Here is a 23,590-nt window from a genome sequence, read left to right on the forward strand (position 1 = left end):
TAATGTTTTTAGGCTGCGTTATCGGTCGTCGCAGTATTACAATACGGATTTCTTCCTCTGGCCTTGCCAAAAACATTATCTTAAATACTATTGGAAAAGCTGTTGGAAATGCGATCGATCGCCCCAGCCTATTCGTCTTCCCGCCTGCGCCGACGCAGCCCCCAGAAGAAAAGCCCCAGCACCATCAGGACAAACAGCGAGGCCATCCACTGGACACCGGACGAAGTCAGTTCAGTGGTCTGATCCTGGGTATTCATCTCTTCCATTTTATACCCCTCGACCGACTCGGTGTCTGCCGCAGCGTCCGCCGGAGCAGTATCTTTCTCGGCGTTACGCGCCTCCGGCGCATCGGCAGGAGGCTGACGACCCGGAACCGCGCTGAGCTGTTCCAGAAGTTCCTGGCGGTCGGTGGTCTGCTGGTCCAGATCCTTGGCTGCCATTTTTTCGATGGCCAGTTTGAACTGTTCCACCATTTCCGGTGACAGTACCCCCGGGAGCGAAATGATGTTCACCACCATCTGGTTGAGCATGGGATTGTTGCAGGTGTGATCGCAGCAGGCCACGCCCTTCTCCACCACATTGAGGGCATACTCGGCAGCCAGTTTCTGTTTGACGGCCTCATCGGGAGTCCAGTACCCTTTTCTCACCGCCTCCAGCATGCGCGCGGTCATGGACTGGTAGGCCCAGGGGTTGTGGGCATTGAAGAAGGATTCCAGATCTTCGCCGTATTTGTCTTCCACGTAGACCTCAAACACCTGCTGCCATTTGGCCGCATCCACGGCCGTCGGCACGGTCACCTGCCAGCCCCACAGGTTCTCGGCGAAATCGGCCATCTGGCGGGCACCGCCGTAGTTGTCGCGCTTCATGCCTTCGATCCATTGGGGATTCAGATAACGCGTGCGCATCTCCCGGCCAATGGTCTTGGTCACATCCTCGACGGTCAATTCGTCCTTGCGGCGGTGCAGGGTCACCATGGTGTCCGGCGCCTCGCCCTTGACGTTTTTCACCGCCAGGGACATACCGCCCAGGTACATAAAGAAGTCATCGGTATCGATGATGCCGATGACATTGGTGGAGCGCGAGTGCACGGCGATGTCCACCCCGCGCAAATTCTCGGTAAACGCACTTTTTACCGGAACGGCCCAGCGGCCCTGCCCCACGGCGAACTGGGTGCGGTTGAGGTAGACGTTGCTGACGGCATCATCCGCTTCCCACAACCCCGAAGCACCGATCATCTCCGCGACCCCGTTACCATAGGAGCCGGGCTTTTCGGTAAAGATGCGAAAACGCGACTGGACTTCGGCCTCGTCCGCATCCATGCCCGAGGCGATCAGCGTCTCCTTGATAGTGGCTTGATTGCGGCTGAGAAAATTATCGATATCGGTCTGAAGCATGGCTTTCTGGACGGCTTCGTCCAGAAAGATCAGCTTGTTGGGAAACATGTCCCGGTAAAGGCCCGATGGGTTGATCAGCACGTCGATGCGCGGCCGGCCCAGTTGCGATCCGGGAATTACCCGACTGCCGGTCACCCGCTCGGTGGCATCCCAGATTGGCTCCATACCCATCAGGTAGAGAACCGTGCTCTCGTTGACCCCTTCGTTGCGCGTGGTTTCCGTGGCCCAGAGCACCACCCCCACCTTCTGCGGATAGTGGCCCTCCTTCTTCAATTTCTCGGCGATCATCTGCTCGGCGGCCCGCTTGCCGATCTCCCAGGCCGCCTTGGAAGGCACCTTGGCAGGCGAGAAGCCGTAAAAGTCCTTCCCCGTCGGGATCGCCGCCAGGTTACGCAATGGATCGTTGCCCTCGCCGGCGGGGACATACTCGCCGCTTAAGCCACGCATCAGGTTTTCCATCTCGTGGATTGCTGAGTCGCTGAGATCCCGGGTCACCTGGGAGCGATCGGCCGTGGGATTCTGCTGCAGGATCAGGCGAACCGTCTCGTCGGCCGCATCCGTATCGTAGGGTTTGCCATAAGTGTGCAGACCGTAGGGCAGCGAGTTGGTATCGATCTCGTGCAGGTAAAGGTGAATCTTTTCCATGGCCGCATCATCCATGGTGGTGATGGAAAGATCCTTGGCAATCCCGGTCTGCTCCACCAGGCGCATGATCTGCCGCATGTATTCCTCGGCGGTCTCACTGCCGTTGGCATGGGCGATCTCATACTGGTGAAAGAGATCGTGGATCTGCCGGTATTCATGGTGCAGGTCGGCCTCCTTCATGGGCGGTGTCAGATGGTCGAGAATCACGCCGCGCCCCCGGCGCTTGGCCTCAATGCCCTCCCCGATGTCATCCACGATGTAGGGGTAGAGGTTGGGAATCACGCCGGACATGATCTCGGGCGGGTCCCAGGGTGCCAGTCCGGCCTGCTTGCCGGGCAGCCACTCATAGGTGGCGTGGGTGCCCAGGTGAATCATGGCGTCGGCATGGAACTTCTCCGACAGCCACAGGTAGGCGGCAATGTACTGGTGGTGGGGGTAGAGGGTGGTGTCATGGTAGAGTTTCATGGGGTCGTCGGTCCAGCCGCGGGCCGGTTCGGGCAGCAGCACCACATTGCCCAGTTTGACCATGGGGAAGACCAGCCGGCCGTCCTTGGTCATGATCGTACAATCCTCCGCCCGCCCCCACTGATCGAGCACCGGCTTGCGGAACGCCTCGGGCAGCCGGTTGAACCAGGTCTGGTATTCGGCCAGGGAGATGGTTTCCGCCTCACCGGCAGCCAGCAAGGCGTCCAGTTCGCCGGGAGCCCAAGAGCCGACGTTGCGGGCACCATCTAATATCCATTGCTGGATTTTCTCCTCGGTGAGCGCATCCGGTCTCTTTATGGCGTAGCCCTCTTTTTGCATGCGAGTCAGGATGAACTGCAGGCTGCGGAACACATTCAGGTAGGCGGCGGCGATGTTCTGCTTGCCCTGGCTGTGGTTGTAGTAGATGATGGCGACTTTCTTCTTTTCGTTGGGCATGCGTTGCAGGGCAGCCCATTTATTCAGGCGCGGGATGAGAAAATCGATGGTCTCCTGGATGGTTTCGTAAACAAAGAGGTGCCGACCGGTCTCCTTGTCAACAATCTCCTTCTTGCCGATCAGGACGGTCGGTTCGATGGCACCCGAAAACTCGGGCGTGGCCACGGCCCACACGGTTTCCATGGGCCCCAGCCCCACATCGCTTTTCCGCCAGGCCTCAATGGTTTCCGCATAGGGCCGGATCACATTGAAGACGGGCACGTTCAGGGCAGCCAGGGCCGAGCGGATACCATCGTTGATGCCGGATGAGAACTTCATGCTGAAGGCCAGGATCATATCCACCGGTGATTGGCCGGATACCGGTTTGAGGTAGCGATCGAAAATCGGCTGCACCGGTCCGAAACAGGGCAGCACATTGAACCCGGCGTTCTCCAACTGCCGGATCAAATCATCGGCGGCCTCCACCTGCCCCTCCTTCAGGGTGGTCCCGTAGAAGAGGATACCGACACGCGGATGGCTGGAGTCATAATCCTGGCGAGCGGCATCCCACTGATTGAACGCGGCCAGATTCTCATACAGCCTGGGCGCGTCCGGATGGTGGATGCAGACGTCGGGGACCTTCTCCAGCGGCCTGAAGGAAACCGACGCATCCACATGCCGGTTCACGGCCAGGCGGACCATGTTAATCAGGTTAGTCACGCTGCGATGGTGATAGTAATCCATGATCGTCGCATCGAAACAAAAGCCCTTTTTGGTCAGATCCTCGGGATCCCCGGCACGGTTGAGGGCATATACCATGCGCCCATCCATGAGCCCCTCATCAACCATGTAGTCGGCCAACTGCGTCATCATCACGTTGACGAGCACCACCTTCGAATCGGCAATAAATGATTTCGCCGCAGGGTCGCCGGTCAAATCGGCGAGGGTAAAATAACGGACCTGGAGGGATGCCGGCAAATCCACTTGCTTGACGGCCTGGTAAACCTGGTAGCTGTTGATGTCCACTTCCAGGATGGTTATCTGCGCGCCCTCGGCGGACAGCGGTACCAGGATGAGAATACCTGAGGCAATCAGGCATCCTATCGTCCGGCCCCATGACTGAAGCCATCTCCATCTCATTGTATTATTTCCCTAATTTGCAGTTATAGGCACGTTAATGGCGCCCTGGGGTAAAGAAGACGAATCGAAGGCGCCTCGCTTCATCCTCTGCCCCAGTTCTCGGCTGCCGCTCCACAGTTTGCGGCTATGCATCAAACTGTTATCCGTTTATACCCGGCGAACAGAAGCAACAGAATGCCGAAGACAATCGCCATCACCTGCCAGGCCGAACCTGAAGAGGCCACGCTGGTCCGGTCCAATTTTTCTTCAACCATCTCAAATCCTTCAATGTTTTCCCCTTGGGTAGCGGCCTTGACATCTTCATTTTTTTGAATCTCTTTGACGGTTGTCTCCAGATTCCGGCGTACCTGCTGATGGTCGGCAATTTGTTCTTCCAGGGTTTTCCCGCTGGCCTTGGCCAGGGTAGTTTTAAACTGGTCCATCTGTTTGGGGGTTAACAGCCCTGCCAGGGACAGGAAATTGGTCACATAATTCTGGAACATGGGATTGTTGCAGGTATGCTCGCAGCAGGCCACGCCTTTTTCGATCACGTTGAGGGCAAAGGTGCGGGCAATCTCTTTTTTCATCTCTTCAGGAGCTTTCCAATACGCTTTCCTGTCCGCTTCCAGCATACGGGCCGATATGGATTGCAGGGCCCAGGGGTTGTTGTTGTCAAAGAACGCTTTGAGATCCTGTCCGTATTTGTCCTGGATATAGACATGGTAAATCTCTTCCCACTGGGTATTGCTCACCGCCCAGGGAGAGGTGACCTGGAACCCCCACAGGTATTCCACAAACTTATCCATGGCCCTGGCCCCGGAATAGCCGTCCTGTTTCATCCCCTTGATCCATTCAGGATTCAGGTACCGGGTCCTCAATGCCTTTCCGATGGCCTTGGGAAGATCCTCAATGGATACGGATTTTCCGTCCTTCATATTGGCCACCACGGTCTCAGGAAAACTGCCGGTCTGATGTTTGACTGCCAGGGACAGTCCGCCTAAGAAAGCAAACACATCATCGTTGTCCAGCATGTTGTACACGTTGGAAGACAGGGTGTGCATGGTCATCTTTACATCGTCAAGATTGGCTTTATATCCGCTTTTCAGGGGTTTGCCCCAGATATTGTTCCCATAGGCATAAGAGTAATGGTGAATAAACACGTCGGCGATTTCCGTATCATCCTCCCATGTCCCGCTGTTGGGAATCAGTTCCTGCAGTGCATGGGAATAGGCCCCGGGCATGGGTGCAAAGACCCTGGCCCTGCTTAAATCAGCGGCCTGCTCCGGTGTATACCCGTTCTCAATCAGGGCGGCTTCGATTTTCTGATTGTGGACAGCTATAAAATTTTCTACGTCTTTCATGGACGAAGCCATCCGGACAGCCCGGTCCATGAGCTTGATCAGCTTGGCATAGCAGTCCCTGAACAACCCGGATGACTGGACCAGTACATCGATCCTGGGCCGCTTGAGCATTTTCCCGGGAATCACGGCAATATCCACTACCTGGTCTTTATTGTCCCATACCGGTGTAATCCCCAGAAGATAAAATGCAGCGGCAACACTTGCCCCTTCGTTTCTTTGCAGTTCCGTGCTCCAGAGGATCAGGCCCAGTTTTTCAGGATAGGTATCGTGCGCTTCCCGGTAAGTTTGAATCATCTCATCGGCCAGTTTTTTGCCCATGGCCCAGGCTTCTTTGGAAGGAACCTTGTCAATGTTGAATCCGTAAAAATTTTTCCCCGTGGGAACGGCATCCGGGTTCCGGACCGGGTCGTTTCCTTCGGCCGGCGCAATATACCCGCCGGCCAGTGCCTTGATAAGGGAGGACATCTCACTTTTTCCGCATACCTGAATCCGTGATTTCATCTCAAGGGAATCGATTTCAGGGCTGGCCTCACACATGGCCTGGTTCAGGTCTTCAAGGGGCCGGCCGGCCGGGGAGACGCCAAAGGTATGAAGTCCGTAAGGGATCAGGGTTTCGGACAGTTCAAGAATGTAGTGTTCCACCGCTTCCACCACATGATCGTTGATTTCATCGAATCCCAGGTCCTTGTGGATGCCAAGCGCCTTGGTCTGCTCCTCGACTGCCTTGAATTTCTCCTTTGCTAAAAGCGGATCTATTTTCTCAGCCTCATGGAAACTGTCGATCAGGGCGGTCAATTTTCTGTATTCCATATAGGTCCCGCCCTTTTTCAGCGGCGGAACCAAATGATCGATGATCACGCCCCGGCCCCTTCGTTTGGCCTGGATGCCTTCCCCCACATTATCCACAATATAGGGATAAATATTGGGGATATCCTGGATCAGCACATCCGGCGGGTCTGTCAAGGCAAGGCCGGTCTGCTTGCCCGGAAGCCATTCATGGGTACCGTGTTTGCCCAAGCTGATAATGGCGTCGGCCTGAAATCCTTTTTTCAGCCACAGGTAAAAGGCAATGTACTGATGATGGGGATAGATCTTGGGATCATGGTACAGTTTCTGGGCGTCTTCTCCGAATCCCCGGGAGGGCTGGGGCATGACAATGAGATTTCCCAAGTCAATTCTTGGGATAATGATATTGCCGTCCTTGATCATGATATCGGATGCTTCCGGTTGCCCCCACTGCGCAATTACTTTGTCTTTAAATTCCTGGGGCAGTTCGTCAAACCATTTTCTGTATTGGAATACCGGTAGTTTGATCACGGATTTTTCGGCAATCAGCCTGTCAAGCTCCCCCGGGGCCCACGACCCCACATTCCTGGCCCCAAGCAGGATTCTCTCTTTGACCGTTCCTTCGGAGAAATCATCTCCTTTAATGCCATACCCCTGGTTTTTCAGTTCCATGATAATTTCGGACATGGACTTAAAGCAGTTCATATAGCTGCCGCCGATATTCTGTTTCCCGGGCGGATGGTTCCAGTAAAGCAGGGCAATTCTTTTCTCGGAGTTGGGCGTTGTCTTCAGATTGTGCCAGGCCTGGATCCGTTTGATGAGAAATGCCACTTGGTCCGGCAGGGCTACCCGGTCGTAAATCACTTCGGTCATCCCCTTGAGCCGGGCAGGGGTTTTGCCCCCCACCAGGGTGGGTTCAATCCCGCCGTTCTGTTCCGGGATGCAGACCTGCCAGGCCGTACGCAGGGTGGAGATCCCGGTATCGGATTTTTTCCACTGGCCGATGGTGATGCTGTGGGCCTCCAGGGGAATGAAAATCGGGGCGTTCATGCTGGAAAGGATCCGGCCGGTTTCTTCGGGAAATCCCCGTAAAAACCGGAATGAGAACCCTAACACCGCGTCCACCCGGGAATGGCCTGTGTCATCCAGGAAAAAGGATTTCAGGGACTCATGGTAAGGGGGTTTGCCGAACACGGGCAGGGCGTTGATTCCGTTTTGTTCAAGAGGAGCAACGATTTGGCCTTCCAGCTTGCCGCTTTCTTTGACGGCGGATGAGCGGTTGGTGTGGATGCCTACCCAGAAGCTGTTTTCCTTATATTTTCCTGATTTTTTATACCAGTCAAAATAGGCGGCGAAATCCTTGAACACGGTTTCGATGTCCGGATGAAAAATACCGGCATCCGGCAGCACAAAGGGCTTTTCGTAAGCGACATCCATTCCCTTGGCCGACAGAACCATGAGAATCAGATTTTTTAGGTTTTCTGCGGTTGGGGGCTGAAAATAGGCCTCGGTCCGGATATCCGGTTTGATTCCTTTTTTTTCCAGTTCCCGGGCAAGATACCCGCACCGCAGGCTGTGGATCTCATTTTCTCCTTTTCCCGGGATAGACGCCAGAAACTGGTCGGTTTCCCGTTTCATGAAGTCTGCCAGGATGATGTCCCCCGGACGGATATCCTCCTTATGGAGTCTCCCGGTACGAAGCTCCCAGTCCGTGAAAAGTTCAAAGCGGCAGTGCTCACCGATATCCGGCCTTTCGGACAATTTCTTGACGGCTTTTGCCGTGGCAATGGTGTCCCTGGAACTGATAATAAAAACCAGGCGGACCTTATTTTCCTTGCAGTCAATGGGGAACGGGAACAGAAGACAAAAAGTGATCATCAGGCAGAATACCTTAATCGATTTCACTGATCTTTTCCTCGGGAATATAGACGATCCTGCCGTTTTTCAGCTGGTAGGCCGTGCCGAGCTTGAACCCTTCGTCTCCGCCCACCCGTTTGTTGGTCACTTTTTTGACTTTGATGTCCTTTCCTTTTTTGGTGATGATCTGCCACTGGTCCTTTACCTTTTTCATGACCGTGATTTCACTGTCCGGGTTAAAAAAATCAAGCACCTGAAAGGTGGACATCAGTGTCAGCAGCAGGGCCACGATAAAAACAAGGGAGACGTCAAACAGGTTGGCCACACCGTTGAGAGGTTCCTCATGCCTGGATTTAAGCAAGGTGGCCTGGCGGCTTTTTTTTACGTATTTCATAGGGTCTCCCCGGCTGGGCCGCCTTTATCGGACGCCTTGACCATGGCTTCGGTGATCAGGTTGATTCTTCGCATGTCTTCAAGCATCCACTGCTCCTTGATCACTGTAAAAAAATGCGCGCTGATGCCAAGAAAAATGCCCACCACCGTAGTGGTAAAGGCCAGAATCAGGCTGGACGACAACTGGCTCATGTTTCCCTGAGCCAAGCCTGCAAGACCGGTCCCCATAGGAATCAGGGTACCCATAAGCCCCAAACTCGGGCCGATGCGGACAATCAGCCGTATCCGGTCAACCCCTTTTAAAAGAGCGTTTTCCTTTTTCTGGTTCAGGTCCTCAATTTGCTCCTCTTTCAGGCAGGAAGACCGCTTGAGTATGTTTTCCAGGTTTGATGCATAGGTTACGATGTGTACCGGCAGAGCTGCGCAAACATTATCCGGCAGCCTGCCCATTTTCTGGATATTTTCCAAAAATTCGGATAAGGGCCGGTCCAGTTTCATTTTTTTTCTTTTGACCCATTCGCCGAAAAAGCCGCCGGTATAGATAAATAGCCACAGACAAAGCAAAATGAGCAACGCCACCACAGGGACAAGCAGTGCGGTTGAAATCGTGTACAAGGTGGTCTGGAAAATATTGAAAATGGTCATGGTTGATCTGCTTTCGAAAAATAGGAACGGTAAAAACCGACACAGCCGAAAACAAAAGCCGTGCCGGCCAGCAGCACCAGGGGTTTGCCCTGAATGTGTCCGATGGGGTTGTTGGAACCTGCCATGGCAAAAGCGGCTTTAATTTCAGGATAAATGGGGGCCACAAGGATCGTTAAAACAAAATATAATGAAACAAGCACCATACAGATCCCTAAAAAGGTATCCATGGACTGTATCCAGTTGGCAAACAGGGTGATGACCAACAAAGTGATCAGGATAAAGCCGAGGAAACAGGCGAAAAGAACAGCCGTCGTCATAGCCGGGGCCAGGGGAAATAAAGAGAACGCCAGGGTCAGGTTAAGCAGAATCACGGTGGCACATACCGGGCAGGGGGTGATCAAAAGCAGAACTGCCTTAAGCTGGGCGTGTTGGTGACTGGCCGGTGTTTGAATCAGCAGCCGGATGCCCCATGCCAGAAGCCCTGCGGCCAGAATGAAATGCAGAATCATTCCGTATTTGAGGACATTGGCCAATCTGTCCAGGTAATCCAGCAGATTCAGGCCGGTCACCAGAAAATGTATTCCCAGGAACAAAAGCAGATAGGTCAGGACAGACCCTGCAAAAAAGGCCCATTTTTTTCTTTTTGAAATAGCGGGGTGGTTCATCTGTGAACCAAGGCCCACGCCGATTTTAATGCCGAACACCAGGAAGGCGGCCAGAATTCCGCTCATCCACAATTGTTTGATCATATGACTTTCCAATTAGAAATGATAGCTGATGCCGGCCTCTACATAAGCGCCGTTTTGGACATAATAGGCGTTATTGGGTTCGCCGTCGGAATTCAGCTTACCGGATGAATTAGATGCATATTCAAGATCTTCATCAAAAATATTTTTACCAAGGACCCAGACTTTCCATGCTTTCCAGGTATAGGAAGCCCTGGCATCAAAGGTGGTTTTGTCCGGATATTCGATCTGGTTCAGGTAATCCACATACCGTTCGCCGATATAGTTTATATCCATGCTGATCTTAAGCCCGGCCATGGGGTAGAAATCTAGCCCGATGACCCCACTGATTTCAGGAACCCAGTAGATTTGTTTTCCCGAAATGTCTGCCGTGTAGTCCCTGGTATTATCGGGATGAATGTAAACGAAAGCCGTACCCGAGGTCCATTCGATATCCTGGTAGGTGGCGGCCACCCGGTATCCGAAATATTGGCACAGCCTGCCGTCTGCCTCAATCTCGATCCCTTTTGCCTCGGCATCCCCGATATTCCCCTGGCCGCAGGAATCATCGTTTTCGTCATAAACCGATCCGAATTTATCCTTATATTCCGAATAATAAATGGTGGCGTTGATGTTGAATGCCTTGCTGAACAAATGTTTATACCCCAGTTCATAGGTCAGGACTTCTTCGGGCTCAAGGTCTTCAACCGGATTCAACGATCCGCCTTTTTCAACGGCCCAAGCATAATACCGCGGCGTTGGAAACCAGTAATTTCTTCCCACCGACGCGTAAATCATGGCCTGGTCATTGAAATGATAGGACGGGGCAATGGAGTAGCTGAACATATCGCGGTCTTCATCTACAATATTGGGTACCTTGTCCTGGAATTCCACTTCTGTCCTGTCAAAACGGATACCGGCGTCCAGCCCCCATTTTTCATTGAACCGCAGGTTGTTGTCCCAGAAAACACCATAGGTTTTCTCTTGGAGGTCAAAGTTGTATGTGTCGGTATTTTTTGTGGGATAATAGGGATAAATTCGTCCGACAGTATTGTCGATATCCTCATAATCTATCCCGATGGTGGGGGTGTAGCTGACCGAACCGAAATCAAAATGATATCCGCCCGACATGGTCAGTGAATATGTGTCCTGGTCGCTGTCTTCATAGTAAACGCTCGTCGGACTGTCATAAATCGCATACGTCCGTCTGAAGTCTTTTTCATAGGTTGCCCAGGAAAAAGAGGAATCAAAAAATTTTTTTTCGGCCTTATGGGAAAATTCCAAGGCAACGGTTGTATTTTTCTCATCTTTTTCATTATGCCAGAGCAGATCCGAATCGGTCTCGCTTTTGGGAAAATGGATCTCCCTGCGATAGTTGTCCAACTGCCATTGATATTTTTTTAGCCCTTCTGCCGTTTGATTATCATAATCCACATGGTTGACCCGAAGACCAATCCTGGATTGGTCGGACAGATTGTATCCCAGGCGTCCCAACACGGACTGCCGGTTTTCCTCTTCTTCTTCATACCCGTCCGTATGATAATTTTCGGCATCCACCAGAAAGTCGAACTTATTTTTCATGCCGTACAATGACACATTTTCGTCATGACTGTCCCATGAACCATAAGAGGCAGAGACATCGCCATGAACCCCCTCGGATTTGCTTTTTTTGGTAATCACATTGATCACCCCCCTGGCCGCACCGGGGCCATAAGCAATCCCGGCAGAACGCAGAACCTCGATCCGTTCGATCTGGTTGACCGGAATAAAATCAAACTCACTGTACCGGTAATCCCCCAATTTCAAGGGAACACCGTCCATCAGAAGGACCGGTCCTCCGGCCATGGCGCTTTTGTTTCCGCGGATGACAACGGACTGGCTTTTTGAACTGCTGTCAACAACCCCGGGAATTTTTGACAGGGCTTCAACAATGTTTTTGGCCCCCATATCCTCAAGTTCCTCTGCCGTGATGATGGAAAGACTTGCAGGTGTGTCAACCGCCTTTGACTTTCGCGTCGAAGTAACCACGATTTCATCCAGTTTATGATCAGCTTCTCTCCCATCCTCGGCCAAACCCAATGCGGGCCATAAAAGTCCTCCCAAAATTAAAAAAAACAAGCAGCGTTTCATCTATCCTCCCACTCTGACAGCTTTTGGTTCGGGATAAAAACTTCAACGTGGCTTGAATAAAAAAAATCCCGAACCATTTGATTGACAAACGATCTGGGATGCCCTGGTTTTTCCACAGATTTGATCTGCCTTCCCTTGTCCACGGGGCGGGGCAGCAACATTTATGGTATCCAGGCAGGTCTTCTGACTTTCGGTTCTTCCTAATGGCTGCGCCTTCCCGACTTTAAAGCCAGTGGCAATCTTGCAGCGGTCGTCCCCGATCACAGCGGCGGGCCCATCCCCGAATTTCACGGGGTTCCCTATTAAGCTTCTATAGCACCTGAAATGGCTTCGCATATTTCTCTTTACGAACATAATTGTCAAGAAGATTGTTTGCAATATTTACTGCTATAACGTGCTTAAACTCACAGTTCTTCTCATCGCTTTGCGCTCTCCTGAATTGGGGAAAAAGTAGTGGCGGTTCGGAGAAAAAAAAATCCCCGGACCGATTAACAATTCGATCCGGGGATGTCCCTTTTTTATCCGCGGTGATCTGGCGAGCGTCAAACACTGTCCACGCGTTGACGACTCATTTTGGATCGGGCAGGTCTTCTGACTCACGGATCATCCTACGACCGCACCTTCCCGACAGTTCCGGCTGTCAGTGGCGTTGCTGCGGCGTTCGTCCCCGATTACAGCGGCGGGCCCGTCCCCGGTTCTCACGGGGTTCCCTTTTCAGCTCGTCAACCGTCACCCCAACCCACCGGATGAAGATTACTTATGAGCACCTGATCCAAAGTGCAATCTAATTACCCCACCGGTACTTTTTGTCAAGTTTTTTATCGGTTCATCGGCGTTAAGGATTACGGATAGCATCTGTTGATTCGACCATCCGCAGAACCTGTACACCATCTGCAAATCTTTGTTGGCGGGATACCAGTCATGACCTGGCGGGAGTGGTAACGCCTACCGGGATCGGGTGTATGCGTCAAGCGCAGTGGCCACTTTCCGGCACAGCGTCCCGATGGCCCGGCTGTGGGCAGCAGCCAATTCGCCAAACCCGGAACCGGTGATGGGTTCAATCAGGTGGGTGCGGTGGGTTTGGACGACCGCTGCATCCGTTGCTTTGTCCGGGCTGCCGGCAATTGTCCAGATGGCAGTGAGCGACACCCGGCGTTTTCCGGTGCCGATCAGTTCCAAAAACTGAAACGACAGAATCACGTCCGGCTTGATTTCTACCGGCCAAGGCGCGTTGACCATACGGATATGGGGCATGAGCCACTGCAGGTTCTCACCAATGGTCTGCTGGACCATCCGATCGGGGTAATCGGCCCAACGGTTCAGGCTTGAAATCAACAGACGGTTGGCTCCACTGCGGACAACCATCTGCTGGCGGTTGACATAACCGGGCAATCCGACGGAACGGATGCCGACGGTCAGGTCGGCCTTCGCGCCGTCGTTGGATTCGGCCGGTGGCAAGGTGGTGGCGTTTAGGGTGTAGTACGTCACCGGTGGGGTAATGGAACGGCAGCCGGAAACCAACCCCGCCAGCAGAAAGGCAAAAATCGTGAGCCACAGCCATGGTCGCATCATTCCTGAAGTCCTTTCCCGTATACGATCGCATCAGGATGACGTTCCAGATAATCAGCCAGCGCCTGTACCGTCCGGGCGGCATCCTGCAGTTCCATCAGCAGGCGATTGAGATTGACCACCATGGGCGCGCTTTCACCCAGCACACTGCCGGCCTCGGCAAGTGCCGTTTCACCCTTGGCCAAGGTCTGCCGCGCCTGATCCAGCATTTCATCTAATTTTGCCAGGGTGCCGTTGTTGAAATCAGCGGTCACTTTTTTAAATTCGGCAAAACTCTCATCAATATTGTCGATAGCACGCGTCAGGTTGTCCGCCCCGACCGTCTCTGTCACCTGATTGGCTGCCGTGCGGATATCTTTCAGGGTCGCTTCCAACGGCAATCGGTTGAAGCGATCCAGCAGCCTTCTGGCGGTGGTGGTGATTTCACCCATCGCACTGGGAACGGTCGGTAAAATGGGATATGTATCACTGGTCAGTATATCCTGTTGAGCGGCGTCCGGATACATATTCAAGCACACGTAACTTTGCCCGGTAAGCAGATTGCCGGTGCGCTGCTGGGCGCGCAATCCTTTTTTCACCAGTTCCTCTACCACGCGGTACTCCGGGATGGCCAGAGCACCGGAGAACTCAAAACGATCGGGTTCAATGGCAATCAGCACCGGAATCCGGAACGTCAGATGATCCTGGTCGAATAGCAGCCGGACACTGACCACCTCTCCGATTTTAATTCCGGAAAATTCAACCGATGCACCGGCCGTCAACCCGCGAACGGTTTCATCAAAGTAGAGCAGATAGTACTCCCGGTAACTGAATGCGGCGGCAATGGCGGCATCGCGGCTCTCATAAAGGGTAAACACCTGGTCTGCTGCCACCGGCGGTACGGTTTTCACCGCCTCCGCCGTGAAAAAGGAGATTCCTCCCACCAGCAAACTGGCCAGTGAAGGCGTATCGATGCGCACACCGTTGGTGCCGATATCCATATTGAGACCACTGGCGTTGTAAAACCGCGAGTTGTACTTGACCTGATGGTGATACGGCGCCTGGATGAATATCTCCAGCAAAACGCCGGTACCGTCCTGGGCCATATCCACGTTGGTAACCCGCCCGACCTTGACCTGGCGATAATATACCGGTGATCCGATATCCAACGACCCCAGTTGGTCCGCCCGCAGGTGAAACTGCTGCCCCGGCGTATCCCGGAAAACCGCCGGTGGCTTCTCCTGCCCTTCGAAGCGGTAGACGACTTTCCCATTCTTGCCAGGCGCCATCCCGATATAGGCGCCCGAAAAGAGGGTATTGATTCCGCTCACTTCCCCGACGGCCACCCTTGCCCGCACGACCCAGAACAGGGTGTCATGGGTGAGATAAGAGGACACATCACGGCTCATAACGGACGTGACCAGCACCTGGGATAGATCCTCGCTGAGTTGAATCGTTTCTACCTTGCCGACGGTGACGTCCTTGTACTTGATTTCCGTTTTGCCGGGAACCAGCCCTTCGGCCGATTTGAAGACAATTGTAATCGTGGGACCGCTCTCGCGCATGGCCTTGACAGCCAGCCATCCGCCAACCAAAATCGCAATCAGGGGAATCAACCAGACGATCGAAAACCACTTGCCACGCCGAATCTCGGGTTCCGGTATTGAATCTGGAAAGCCGGCATCCGATTCAGTTGATGATTGATTCGTCATTTCTTCTCCAACGCATCCCAAATCAGTCTCGGATCAAACGTCATGGCGGCAATCATGGTCAACACCACCACGGCAGCGAAATAAACCACTCCGGGTCCCGCCTCGATCGTGCTCAGGTAACCCAGACGCACCAGCGCAACCAGTACCGTAACCACGAAAACGTCCAGCATGGACCAGCGGCCGATGGCCTCGGTGAGACGGTATAGCTGGGCTCGCTCCCGTGGCCGCCAGCTTGAACGCCGCTGCACCGAGATCATCAGCCCGCTCAATACCACCAGTTTGGCGATGGGCACCACGATACTGGCCACAAAGATGATCACCGCAATCCCCCAGGAACCGGTCTGCATGAAGTAAATCACTCCACTCATGATCGTGTCGGCCTGAGTGCTGCCCAAATAACGGGTCACCGTCACCGGCAACAGATTGGCGGGAACGTAAAAAATCATGGCCGCGATCACCAGCGCCCAGGTTCGGGAAAGGCTGTTGGGTTTACGGGTGTGCAACCGGGCGTGGCAGCGTGGGCAGTACAGGCGCTGACCGTCCGGAAAGGCGCGGCGGACCAGCAGGCCGCAACTGTGACAGTTGACCAGGCCCTTGGCCGCTGCAGTTTGGGCGCTCCCGGGGACAGATGGCATCATGGTACCATTTTCTCCCATACGGTGTGCGGATCAAGAACCGTGTTGATGGCGGCCAAAACGAAAACCAGACCAAGAAAAGCAAACAATGCCGTCCCGGGGATAATGGTGGCCATCTTGGCCAGCTTAACCACCGAAACAAGAATGCCGAGCATGAAGACTTCGGTCATGCTCCAGGGACGCAGGGCCAGCGCCAAACGGAAAATCCGGCGGCAGGCCGGCAGCCGCTGGCCCCACTTGATCGATCCCAAAACGACCACCAGCGCCCCCATCAGGATGCAGGGGACCAGCATGCTGGTAAGCAGGACCAGGAAGGCCAATCCGATGGGACTCTGGCGGGCAAGGATGAGCGTCCCGGTAATCAGGGTCGTCTCCAAGGTGGCCCCCTGAGACTCAAGTGACAGAAAAGGATAGATGTTGGCGATCAGCATCAACACCAATCCGGTAATGGCAAAGGCAAGGGAACGGTCAATGGTGTCAGGGGTATGCACGTAAAGCAGTGCACCGCAACGTACGCAGCGTGCCGTGCTTTTGGGTGGCAACGGTTTCACCTGTTGCAGCAGGTCGCATTCGTGGCAGGCAATCACCGGTTGCATCATGAACACAGAATACTTTCAAAACAGGGTTACCGATATTGCCGGAAAACGCCAACCTGTAACCGATGCCACGAAGCAACGCTTCGGGCGCCACAGTTTTTCCGACCAATCCATTAATCAGGAGGATTCCGGCCCGCCGGTATCGGATGCCATGAATTCTCTCCACATGAGAAGAGCAACGCCAGCCGGCAAGTCAGCGCAAATACCCTTCAAGTACCATTGTTTCTGCAGCCATGCAACGGTTTCATCACTTCCAATGAATCTGTCAGTATTCGGCTGAACCCAACTTTTAAAGGAATCTGATTATGGATTGCATGCATTGCACTGCGGATGATGGAGCGCCCGTTCTGGTGGGGAGAAGCATGCGGGCGCCGACCGATCTCAGTTATCTGCGGTCAAAATACGGTTGGTAAGACAACCTGTTCAATAACTGTCTTTAGGCAACCTGGAAATCGGGCTTGCCTTTTCGGCGACGGATGACCTTGACAACGGTCTGGTTTGCTTTTCCTGATGAAGCAGCAGCACCCTGTTCCTGGCTGGTCTGGGTAAAAAGCTGCATCAGTTTGGCTTCAATTTGTTTGCGTTTGTTCTCGTCCATCTTTATTTCTCTAGGTGTTGGTTATTGGTTATTTCCCCCCGTGGCAGACGGCACATCCGCGATGGCTTGTCGATCAACCGATCTCTGGCCGTTCAACACAAGTGTAGTTGTCGGCAATCCACCTGACATTCAGAGGATGTTACGTCAGCATTACGCTTTTTAAGAGGAGGGCAAACACCACTTGACGTAGGGGAAACGGGTCCACCGCAATTCGCGAAAGATCACCGTTGGCGCCCTCATTATAACAGTTTTTCCGGCTTGGCAACCCCAAAATGCCTAAAAATAAGAACAAACCGCATTTTTTCAGCCAACAAACAACCAAGAGTCGCACATGGGAAACCCGAATAGCTGTTCTTCGTCGCAATTACGCGACACAACAATTCCACCAAACACTCCTGACAGATTTCATCTCATCGAAAACATTCATATTTTTTAATTTTTCACCTTTTTCCCATCGGGCACATATTATGCTGGTGTAAATTTGGTTACTGTTCGCATCTAAGTTTTGCCATTTTCTGATAACCAGTCGGTTTTTTTCGCTGTTCATTCAAACTCGCAAAGGAGGCGCTATCAATGGTTGAAAACCCCATTCAGTTGGGAGGCAAAAAAAAACAGACATTCATTGACAAGGTCAAAGAGGTCCTTCCGGAAGGAGGCAATCTGAACCTCTGCCTGACCTGCGGGGCATGTTCCTCAGGATGCCCGGCAACCGGGCTGGCCGGCATGGACCCACGCAAATTCCTGCGCATGGCGGCGCTGGGAATGGATGATGAAATCGCCAAATCGGACTGGCCTTGGATGTGCTCCATGTGTCAGCGCTGTATCTATGTCTGCCCAATGCAGATCGACATCCCGCAATTGGTTTATAACGCCCGGCAGTTGCGCCCCCGCGAAGAGCGGCCCAAGGGTATTTTGGGATCCTGTGACATGGCCTTGCGCAACGACAGCTGCAGCGCCATGGGAACCTCGCCCGACGATTTCCAGTTCGTGGTAGAGGATGTGCTTGAAGAGTACCAGGAGGCCCAACCCGAGTTTGCCGAAATGCAGGCCCCCATCGACAAGGAGGGTGCCGAGTTTTTCCTCAACCAGAATTCGCGTGAACCGGTCACCGAGCCCGACGAAATGGTGCCCCTGTGGAAAATTTTGCACCTGGCCGGCGTGGACTGGACCTACGGTTCCAAAGGCTGGGGCGGTGAAAATTATTGCATGTTCTTGGCGGATGACGAGGCTTGGAAACATACGACCGGCATGTCGGTCAAGCAGGCCGATACTTTGGGGTGTAAAACCTATCTTAATACGGAGTGAGGGCACGTAACCTTCTCAGTCCGGGCCGGACTGAACAAATTCAACATTCCGCATAACTGTGAAATTAAAAGCATCTATGAATATTATGCCAAATGGATCCGTGAAGGGCGACTCAAGGTAAATTCGGACTGGAACAAAGACTTGAAAATCAAATTCACCGTTCAGGACCCCTGCCAGATTATCCGCAAGAGCTACGGAGACCCCGTTGCCGAGGATCTGCGCTTTGTGGTCAAGTCGGTGGTCGGTGAAGAGAACTTCGTCGACATGTATCCGAACCGATCCAACAATTTCTGTTGCGGCGGGGGCGGCGGGTTCCTGCAGTCGGGATTCAAGGAAGAACGGCTCAAATACGGCCAGCTCAAGGACAATCAGATCCAGACCACCGGGGCGGATTATTGTATTGCCGCCTGCCACAACTGCCATGCTCAGATCCATGAACTGAGCGAGCACTATGGCGCCGGCTACGGCGTGGTCCATCTGTGGACCCTGATCTGCCTTTCACTGGGCGTCCTTGGCCCCAATGAACGCGAGTACCTGCTGGACGACCTGAAAGAAGTCAACGTGTTTCATCCGGAAACCGCGATGTAAATACAGAACGGCTGCAGGGGCCTGCCGGAGCCCTGTCCCTGCAGCCGTTCAAAATCAAAGGTCAACAATATTATCGACAAACACCATGGATGAAAGGCTGACCCGAACAGAACTGGAGTCGCGCTGGGAAAACGCGATGACGGCAACCCGTGCCACCGCCACCAGCCATCCAGGAACCTATCGTCTGCTCAAGACCCTGGCCGCAGACATTGTGACCCATCCTGTGGATATCGACGACTATTTTCCCACGGTCGAAAATCTTCTGGATCTTTTAAAGCGGCTGGATCCGGTCGGCCGTGGCAGTATCTTCCATATTTTCAGCCAACGCATCACCCCCACCAGCATCTGGCAGGTCCGTATGCTCCGCATGGAGTGCAAAGATTTGTTGGCTCATCTTGACGCCTTCGATCAGTGGCGGCGCGATCAGCACCGGTTATGGCGGGTAAAGTAACGCTTTAATTGGTTACCCAATGACCGTGACCCCGCCTGTGCGGCAACCTTCCGTCCGTTTTCATTTCGCTTCGGCATTACTCCCACCCTTAGAATCACACTGGAACTTACCGCCCAAATAGAGTATATACACGAAACAGTTTCATTTGGCCCAACGCCCGGCAACGGCCGCCCAACACCGCTGTCGGACAAATTAAACAGACAACACCGACACAGGGTCCGATTCGGTGAAAACGCATAAACCCGACCCCATACCGCACAACGTCACCGAGATCATTCTGGAGAGCATCTCCGATGGGGTGTTCACCGTTGATCATGCCTGGCGGATCATGTCCTTTAACCGTGCGGCGGAAGAGATTACCGGTATCCGCCGCGAGGAGGCTATCGGCCGACACTGCTGGGAGGTGTTCCGCGCCAACATGTGCGAAGATAACTGCGCCCTGAAACGGACCATGCAGGACGGCACAGCACTGACCAACACCAGCACCTATATCGTTAACAGCCAAAAAAAGCGGATTCCCATCAGTGTCTCCACAGCACCGCTGATCAGCAGCAGTGGCGAAATTCTGGGCGGTGTGGAAACGTTCCGGGACCACAGCGTCGTGGAAGCGTTGCGCAAGCGCCTGTACGGCCGGTTTCAAATCGGCGACATCGTCAGCCGCAACGATGCCATGCACGAAATCCTGGCCATTTTGCCCATGGTGGCGGAAAGTGGCAGTACTGTCCTTCTTGAGGGAGAGACCGGCACAGGAAAGGAGCTTCTGGCCCGGGCCATTCACAATGCCAGTTCCCGCAAGGAGATGCCCTTTGTGGCCATCAATTGCAGTGCCCTGCCGGACAGTCTGCTTGAATCCGAGCTCTTCGGCTATAAAGCGGGGGCCTTCACCAATGCCACCCGAGACAAACCCGGCTATTTCGATATTTCCAAAGGGGGTACGATCCTGCTCGACGAAATTGGCGAGACCAGTCCCGCGTTTCAGGTCAAACTGCTCCGTGTTCTGGAGGAGCAGGCCGTTGCCCCCCTGGGTTCGGTGCGCAAGATTAAAACGGATGTAAGGGTGATCGCTGCGACCAACAAGAATCTTTCAGACCTGGTCGCCGACGGAAAATTCCGGCAAGATCTGTTTTACCGCATCAACGTGGTTCGAATGGTTCTGCCACCACTGCGCAATCGCAAGGAGGATATTCCCCTTTTGGTCGAGCATTTCATTGAAAAAATGAACATGCTGCGTGGAAAAGCGATAACCGGTGTTGACGCCGACGTCCTGCAGGTTCTCATGTGCCACGATTATCCGGGTAATATCCGTGAACTCGAAAATATTATCGAACATGCATTTGTTCTGTGTGCATCCGGCCCGATTCAGGTCAGCCACCTGCCCGGCAATTTTTCCGGTGGTCTGCCACCTTCACATGAACGGACCCCGCTGAGTCACACCCTCAACACCACAGAGGCCATCGCCATTGTCAATGCATTGAAACGCCATGATTACAACCGGATGGCCGCAGCCAAAGCCTTGGGAATGCACAAAAGCACACTTTTTCGAAAAATTAAAAAGCTGGGTATCCCCCTGCCTGAAATCGACGGCCGCTCCCGATCAGAAAGGAAGAAGACGCCTACCTAGTGTCCATCCAGAAATAGGCAAATTGGGTTGAGATCAAGGCGCCCGAAAAATTTTACCACAGGCATATGGTTGATATTCCGAGGATAAAATTTTTCGGCCAACGCCGATATCGGGCAAATTGGTCATTTCTGGATGGGCACTACCTAGGCAGGGCGGCCTGCTCCGATTGTTGCAGCCGTGCCACCATAGAGATGCGCTTTTGCAATGCATGGAATTCGGATTTTACTGAAATCCCTTGACGAAATTAAAAAATAAACCTTAAATTCAGCCGTTTTTGTCATCAGCAATCTCTCCCTGAACACTGGCACAAGGCTTGCCAGGATTCATTGGCAAGGGGGAGACAATGAAAGTTGCTGTTACCGTTTGGGAGGATCGGATCTCTCCGGTGTTCGATGCATCCCGGCGTCTGTTGGTCGTCAGCATCGAAAAGGGTTGCATCGTTGACCGCTCAGTGGTGATTTTCAATCCTGAACGGCCATCCAACTTGGTAAAAACCCTTGCGGAACTGGGTGCACCGGTTCTCATTTGCGGTGCGGTATCCCGTGTCCCGGCCACCGTTATCGCCGCCGGCGGAATTGTGTTGATTCCCTTTATCGCTGGAAAGGTGGAGCGGGTTCTGGGTGCATATGCGAAAGGAGAGCCGCTGACACCGACTTTTGTAATGCCCGGATGCCTGCGCACGGCACCTGAAACCGGCAACCCCGTTCATTGACTTAAAGGAGGAACCATTGATCAACGTTCTGCTTGTCACCCCGAACCGGCAAAACTTTGCCGAACTGTCATCTGCCATTGAAAAACAAAACGGTAGCGTCATTTGGGCGCAGACCGGCGATAACGCTCTGGAAATGTTAAAAGAAAAATCTGCCGATCTCGTCGTGGCCGATGAAAACTTAGGCGATATGACCGGCCTTGAATTTGCCGAACGGCTGGTGGCACTTAACCCCATGATCAACTGTGCCCTTGTCAGCTCGCTCTCCAAAGAAGACTACCACGAAGCCAGCGAAGGGCTCGGCGTATTGATGCAACTTCCCCCCCAGCCGCGCCAGGTGGATGCAACGCGCCTGATGACGCACCTTAACCAGATTCTGGGATTCACTTCAGCAGTCGAGAAACCCTGATTGAAAATGCAATCCCAAGCGTTCAATCACAAATATGATGTCATGGGGGATGGTAACCATGTCTGAGGATTTTGACACCTTTGTAAACAATTTGCAGGAACAGATTTTTGATGAAGCCCGTGAGGCGTTTGGTGACGCCGGATTCGAGCGCTGGCGCAATCCGCGCTACTGCGGTCCCCTGGCCGATGCCGATGCCCACGCCCGGGTAACCGGCGAGTGCGGTGATACCATGGAAATATTTTTAAAATTTGAGAATGACCGCGTCTGTAACGCCGCCTACCGGACAGATGGCTGCGCATCGAGCACGGTGTGCGGCTCTTTTGCCGCCGAGATGACCGTGGGAAAAACCCCCGAGGAGGTAGCCGACATCAGCGGTGAGGCCATTCTGGAAAAAATCGGCCGATTCCCCGATGAAGACCACCATTGCGCCTTTCTGGCCGCTGAAACCATTCGTGAGGCATTGGGGCAGTATATGCGAAATCAGACACCGCATGGAAATAAATGATCGTCGTGTAAAAAATTGAGATCAACATCGTAAAGCCGATAATCCGGACATGGGTGACGATCAATACCGTTTGCGCCGCAAGGAACGCTTTTTCTTCCGTTTGCCGCCCGGATCGGCAGGTCTAACCTTTATCGCGTTGCCATCAATGCGGTTCCCATTCAACGCTTTGATGGCCTGATCCGCTTCCGAATTACTGGGCATTTCAATAAATCCATATCCCTTGGGCGTGCCCGAAAATCGGTCTTTAATAACTTTGACATGTTCAACTTCGCCGAATTCGGCAAACAGGGCTTTCAAGCGATCTTCCGTGATGTTGTTGGCCAGATTGCCGATATAGATATTCATGCGCAAATGCCTTTCTCCCGTCGCAACGTCCCCGGCTGCGCCAAAAAGAAGCGGGTTCGAATCAGATGAGGCGGGTTGATGTTCTGGATGAGCGATGGGTATAGTGTTTAAGATAATGTTTTTGGCAAGGCCAGAGGGAGGAAGCCGTATTGTCATACTGCGACGACCGATAACGCAGCCCAAAAACATTATCTTGAATGCTATATAATAGAGTGAAGGGACCGAAGCGTCGTAAAAAGGTGGTACGAATGGACGATGGTCTTCTCCGGGATTCACTCCGGGAATAGCAAAGGGCATGCCCCGGACTGGAAGGCATGCCCTTATTTAAGCGGTAGTGCGGGTTAGACAGCGGTAACGTTTACCGCTGAGGGGCCTTTCGGACCTTGCTGAACATCAAAGGTCACCCGGTCACCCTCGTTCAGGCTCTTAAATCCCGTGGCGTTTATCCCTGAATGATGAACAAACACGTCAGGACCATTTTCCTGTTCGATAAAACCGTACCCCTTGCTGTCATTAAACCATTTTACAATACCATCAGCCATGTCGACTTCCTCCTTTCTTAAAATTTTCAATGTTGCAGACTGGAGGATGCCATTTTGACAAATGGTGAGTT

At 53.2% G+C, this 23,590-nt stretch carries 19 protein-coding genes and 2 riboswitches; of the genes, 6 read left to right on the plus strand and 13 right to left on the minus strand.

Going from position 1 to position 23,590, the window contains the following annotated elements:
- Positions 1-128: 128 nt before the first annotated feature.
- The 11 genes from GN112_RS05390 to GN112_RS05440 all read right to left on the minus strand — a co-directional run bounded on the left by GN112_RS05390 (position 129) and on the right by GN112_RS05440 (position 17,044).
- A complete protein-coding gene (locus GN112_RS05390; RefSeq protein WP_155309294.1) occupies positions 129-4,079 on the minus strand; it encodes a cobaltochelatase subunit CobN in 3,951 nt (1,316 codons plus the stop codon).
- Positions 4,080-4,210: 131 nt separating this feature from the next.
- Positions 4,211-8,110: a cobaltochelatase subunit CobN gene (locus GN112_RS05395; RefSeq protein WP_155309295.1), complete on the minus strand. Its 3,900-nt coding sequence runs from the start codon at positions 8,108-8,110 to the stop codon at positions 4,211-4,213.
- The gene (locus GN112_RS05400) at positions 8,097-8,456 is read right to left on the minus strand and encodes a DUF2149 domain-containing protein (RefSeq protein WP_155309296.1); all 360 of its coding nucleotides are present in this window, start codon (positions 8,454-8,456) and stop codon (positions 8,097-8,099) included. Before GN112_RS05400 ends, GN112_RS05395 begins: the two co-directional genes overlap by 14 nt.
- Positions 8,453-9,100 carry a MotA/TolQ/ExbB proton channel family protein gene (locus GN112_RS05405; RefSeq protein ID WP_155309297.1) on the minus strand — a complete coding sequence of 216 codons (648 nt, stop codon included), beginning with the start codon at positions 9,098-9,100 and terminating at the stop codon, positions 8,453-8,455. The genes GN112_RS05400 and GN112_RS05405 overlap by 4 nt, the downstream gene beginning before the upstream one ends.
- Positions 9,097-9,849, minus strand: coding sequence for a DUF2162 family putative transporter (locus GN112_RS05410; protein ID WP_155309298.1), 753 nt, complete (start codon positions 9,847-9,849; stop codon positions 9,097-9,099). Before GN112_RS05410 ends, GN112_RS05405 begins: the two co-directional genes overlap by 4 nt.
- A 12-nt stretch (positions 9,850-9,861) precedes the next feature.
- Positions 9,862-11,955, minus strand: coding sequence for a TonB-dependent receptor (locus GN112_RS05415; protein ID WP_155309299.1), 2,094 nt, complete (start codon positions 11,953-11,955; stop codon positions 9,862-9,864).
- Positions 11,956-12,111: 156 nt separating this feature from the next.
- A riboswitch (cobalamin riboswitch) is annotated at positions 12,112-12,293 on the minus strand.
- Between the two features lie 226 nt (positions 12,294-12,519).
- Positions 12,520-12,717: riboswitch (cobalamin riboswitch) on the minus strand.
- Positions 12,718-12,900: 183 nt separating this feature from the next.
- Positions 12,901-13,527: a PqiC family protein gene (locus tag GN112_RS05420; protein WP_155309300.1), complete on the minus strand. Its 627-nt coding sequence runs from the start codon at positions 13,525-13,527 to the stop codon at positions 12,901-12,903.
- Positions 13,524-15,215 carry a PqiB family protein gene (locus GN112_RS05425; protein WP_155309301.1) on the minus strand — a complete coding sequence of 564 codons (1,692 nt, stop codon included), beginning with the start codon at positions 15,213-15,215 and terminating at the stop codon, positions 13,524-13,526. The genes GN112_RS05420 and GN112_RS05425 overlap by 4 nt, the downstream gene beginning before the upstream one ends.
- Positions 15,212-15,853 carry a paraquat-inducible protein A gene (locus GN112_RS05430; protein ID WP_231716941.1) on the minus strand — a complete coding sequence of 214 codons (642 nt, stop codon included), beginning with the start codon at positions 15,851-15,853 and terminating at the stop codon, positions 15,212-15,214. Before GN112_RS05430 ends, GN112_RS05425 begins: the two co-directional genes overlap by 4 nt.
- Positions 15,850-16,449 (minus strand): paraquat-inducible protein A, encoded by a 600-nt coding sequence (locus tag GN112_RS05435; RefSeq protein WP_155309302.1) that lies wholly within the window; start codon positions 16,447-16,449, stop codon positions 15,850-15,852. The genes GN112_RS05430 and GN112_RS05435 overlap by 4 nt, the downstream gene beginning before the upstream one ends.
- 433 nt (positions 16,450-16,882) lie before the next feature.
- On the minus strand, positions 16,883-17,044 hold the full coding sequence (locus GN112_RS05440) for a hypothetical protein (protein WP_155309303.1): 162 nt from the start codon (positions 17,042-17,044) through the stop codon (positions 16,883-16,885).
- 573 nt (positions 17,045-17,617) lie between these two features.
- Between GN112_RS05440 and GN112_RS05445 the strand changes: the two genes are divergently transcribed.
- The 6 genes from GN112_RS05445 to GN112_RS05470 all read left to right on the plus strand — a co-directional run bounded on the left by GN112_RS05445 (position 17,618) and on the right by GN112_RS05470 (position 22,632).
- Positions 17,618-18,937 carry a (Fe-S)-binding protein gene (locus GN112_RS05445; RefSeq protein ID WP_155309304.1) on the plus strand — a complete coding sequence of 440 codons (1,320 nt, stop codon included), beginning with the start codon at positions 17,618-17,620 and terminating at the stop codon, positions 18,935-18,937.
- Positions 18,938-19,022: 85 nt separating this feature from the next.
- Positions 19,023-19,388 carry a hypothetical protein gene (locus GN112_RS05450; protein WP_155309305.1) on the plus strand — a complete coding sequence of 122 codons (366 nt, stop codon included), beginning with the start codon at positions 19,023-19,025 and terminating at the stop codon, positions 19,386-19,388.
- Between the two features lie 226 nt (positions 19,389-19,614).
- Positions 19,615-21,009 (plus strand): sigma-54 interaction domain-containing protein, encoded by a 1,395-nt coding sequence (locus tag GN112_RS05455; RefSeq protein ID WP_155309306.1) that lies wholly within the window; start codon positions 19,615-19,617, stop codon positions 21,007-21,009.
- A 343-nt stretch (positions 21,010-21,352) separates the two neighbouring features.
- Positions 21,353-21,721 (plus strand): NifB/NifX family molybdenum-iron cluster-binding protein, encoded by a 369-nt coding sequence (locus GN112_RS05460; RefSeq protein WP_155309307.1) that lies wholly within the window; start codon positions 21,353-21,355, stop codon positions 21,719-21,721.
- 16 nt (positions 21,722-21,737) lie between these two features.
- On the plus strand, positions 21,738-22,127 hold the full coding sequence (locus tag GN112_RS05465; RefSeq protein WP_162458793.1) for a response regulator transcription factor: 390 nt from the start codon (positions 21,738-21,740) through the stop codon (positions 22,125-22,127).
- A gap of 58 nt (positions 22,128-22,185) precedes the next feature.
- Complete coding sequence (locus tag GN112_RS05470) at positions 22,186-22,632, plus strand: iron-sulfur cluster assembly scaffold protein (protein ID WP_155309309.1); 447 nt, start codon at positions 22,186-22,188, stop codon at positions 22,630-22,632.
- A 60-nt stretch (positions 22,633-22,692) separates the two neighbouring features.
- On the opposite strand, the gene GN112_RS34210 is transcribed toward GN112_RS05470, so the two are convergent.
- Together GN112_RS34210 and GN112_RS05480 are read right to left on the minus strand one after the other, a co-directional pair.
- Complete coding sequence (locus tag GN112_RS34210) at positions 22,693-23,133, minus strand: RNA recognition motif domain-containing protein (protein ID WP_231714077.1); 441 nt, start codon at positions 23,131-23,133, stop codon at positions 22,693-22,695.
- A gap of 185 nt (positions 23,134-23,318) precedes the next feature.
- Positions 23,319-23,519, minus strand: a complete 201-nt coding sequence (locus tag GN112_RS05480) for a cold-shock protein (RefSeq protein WP_155309310.1) — start codon at positions 23,517-23,519, stop codon at positions 23,319-23,321.
- Positions 23,520-23,590 lie beyond the last annotated feature (71 nt).

The sequence above is a fragment of the Desulfosarcina ovata subsp. ovata genome, assembly GCF_009689005.1.
GTDB lineage: Bacteria > Desulfobacterota > Desulfobacteria > Desulfobacterales > Desulfosarcinaceae > Desulfosarcina > Desulfosarcina ovata.

Bases quoted from the DNA above. Each gene is read 5' to 3' on its own strand.
- GN112_RS05420 (WP_155309300.1), bottom strand. From the start codon at position 13,527: ATGATGCGACCATGGCTGTGGCTCACGATTTTTGCCTTTCTGCTGGCG.
- GN112_RS05450 (WP_155309305.1), top strand. From the start codon at position 19,023: ATGGATGAAAGGCTGACCCGAACAGAACTGGAGTCGCGCTGGGAAAAC.
- GN112_RS05405 (WP_155309297.1), bottom strand. From the start codon at position 9,100: ATGACCATTTTCAATATTTTCCAGACCACCTTGTACACGATTTCAACC.
- GN112_RS05430 (WP_231716941.1), bottom strand. From the start codon at position 15,853: ATGATGCCATCTGTCCCCGGGAGCGCCCAAACTGCAGCGGCCAAGGGC.
- GN112_RS05480 (WP_155309310.1), bottom strand. From the start codon at position 23,519: ATGGCTGATGGTATTGTAAAATGGTTTAATGACAGCAAGGGGTACGGT.
- GN112_RS05425 (WP_155309301.1), bottom strand. From the start codon at position 15,215: ATGACGAATCAATCATCAACTGAATCGGATGCCGGCTTTCCAGATTCA.
- GN112_RS34210 (WP_231714077.1), bottom strand. From the start codon at position 23,133: ATGACAATACGGCTTCCTCCCTCTGGCCTTGCCAAAAACATTATCTTA.
- GN112_RS05435 (WP_155309302.1), bottom strand. From the start codon at position 16,449: ATGATGCAACCGGTGATTGCCTGCCACGAATGCGACCTGCTGCAACAG.
- GN112_RS05410 (WP_155309298.1), bottom strand. From the start codon at position 9,849: ATGATCAAACAATTGTGGATGAGCGGAATTCTGGCCGCCTTCCTGGTG.
- GN112_RS05415 (WP_155309299.1), bottom strand. From the start codon at position 11,955: ATGAAACGCTGCTTGTTTTTTTTAATTTTGGGAGGACTTTTATGGCCC.
- GN112_RS05460 (WP_155309307.1), top strand. From the start codon at position 21,353: ATGAAAGTTGCTGTTACCGTTTGGGAGGATCGGATCTCTCCGGTGTTC.
- GN112_RS05470 (WP_155309309.1), top strand. From the start codon at position 22,186: ATGTCTGAGGATTTTGACACCTTTGTAAACAATTTGCAGGAACAGATT.
- GN112_RS05400 (WP_155309296.1), bottom strand. From the start codon at position 8,456: ATGAAATACGTAAAAAAAAGCCGCCAGGCCACCTTGCTTAAATCCAGG.
- GN112_RS05440 (WP_155309303.1), bottom strand. From the start codon at position 17,044: ATGGACGAGAACAAACGCAAACAAATTGAAGCCAAACTGATGCAGCTT.
- GN112_RS05390 (WP_155309294.1), bottom strand. From the start codon at position 4,079: ATGAGATGGAGATGGCTTCAGTCATGGGGCCGGACGATAGGATGCCTG.